Source organism: Paenibacillus kobensis NBRC 15729 (assembly GCF_004000825.1).
GTDB classification, from domain to species: Bacteria; Bacillota; Bacilli; order Paenibacillales; family Paenibacillaceae; genus Paenibacillus_T; species Paenibacillus_T kobensis.
The window spans coordinates 1-510 of sequence record NZ_BILZ01000167.1 but is presented as its reverse complement, the minus strand read 5'-3'; the positions used below and the strand labels follow the sequence as shown (position 1 = coordinate 510).

Sequence of the window (510 nt, the reverse complement as noted above, 5' to 3'; positions counted from 1 at the left end):
AATTGCGCATACGTCAATTGCGCATCTTCAAATACGACCGCGATATGGTCCGGCGTCTGATGAACCTGTTCTTCAAACAACTCTACGACTGTTTTTCCTCGTGGATATTCCGTAGTCGTGTCATTGAAGGTCTCAATGATCAGCCTTTTTTCTTCTTCGTCCACCACACGCAGTTCGCTGATCTTCGCCTCCGGATTGGCCGTCAGTTCGTCCACCAGGCGGCTGAAGTGTTTCATCATCCGTTGTACACTTTCCAACCCGAACAGATCGGTACAATATTCCCAGTTCATTACAAAGCCGTCGTCGGTTTCACCTATGCTTAAGGTGAGATCGAACTTCGCGATGGTATGTTCGCTGGTTATGCCTGTCAATGTTAAGCCGTTCATTTCTAGGTTCGACTGTTCGTTGTTTTGCATGACTAACATCACATCAAACAGCGGATTTCTGGATAAATCCCGTCGCACCTCTACTGCTTCCACCAGTTCCTCGAACGGATATTCCTGATTCTCA

Annotated in this window: 1 protein-coding gene; it reads right to left on the bottom strand. The window is 47.3% G+C overall.

Features of this window, described 5'->3' with window-relative positions; genetic code table 11:
- On the bottom strand, nucleotides 1-510 hold a 510-nt coding region (locus tag PKO01S_RS28610; protein WP_164779858.1), incomplete at both ends, for a condensation domain-containing protein.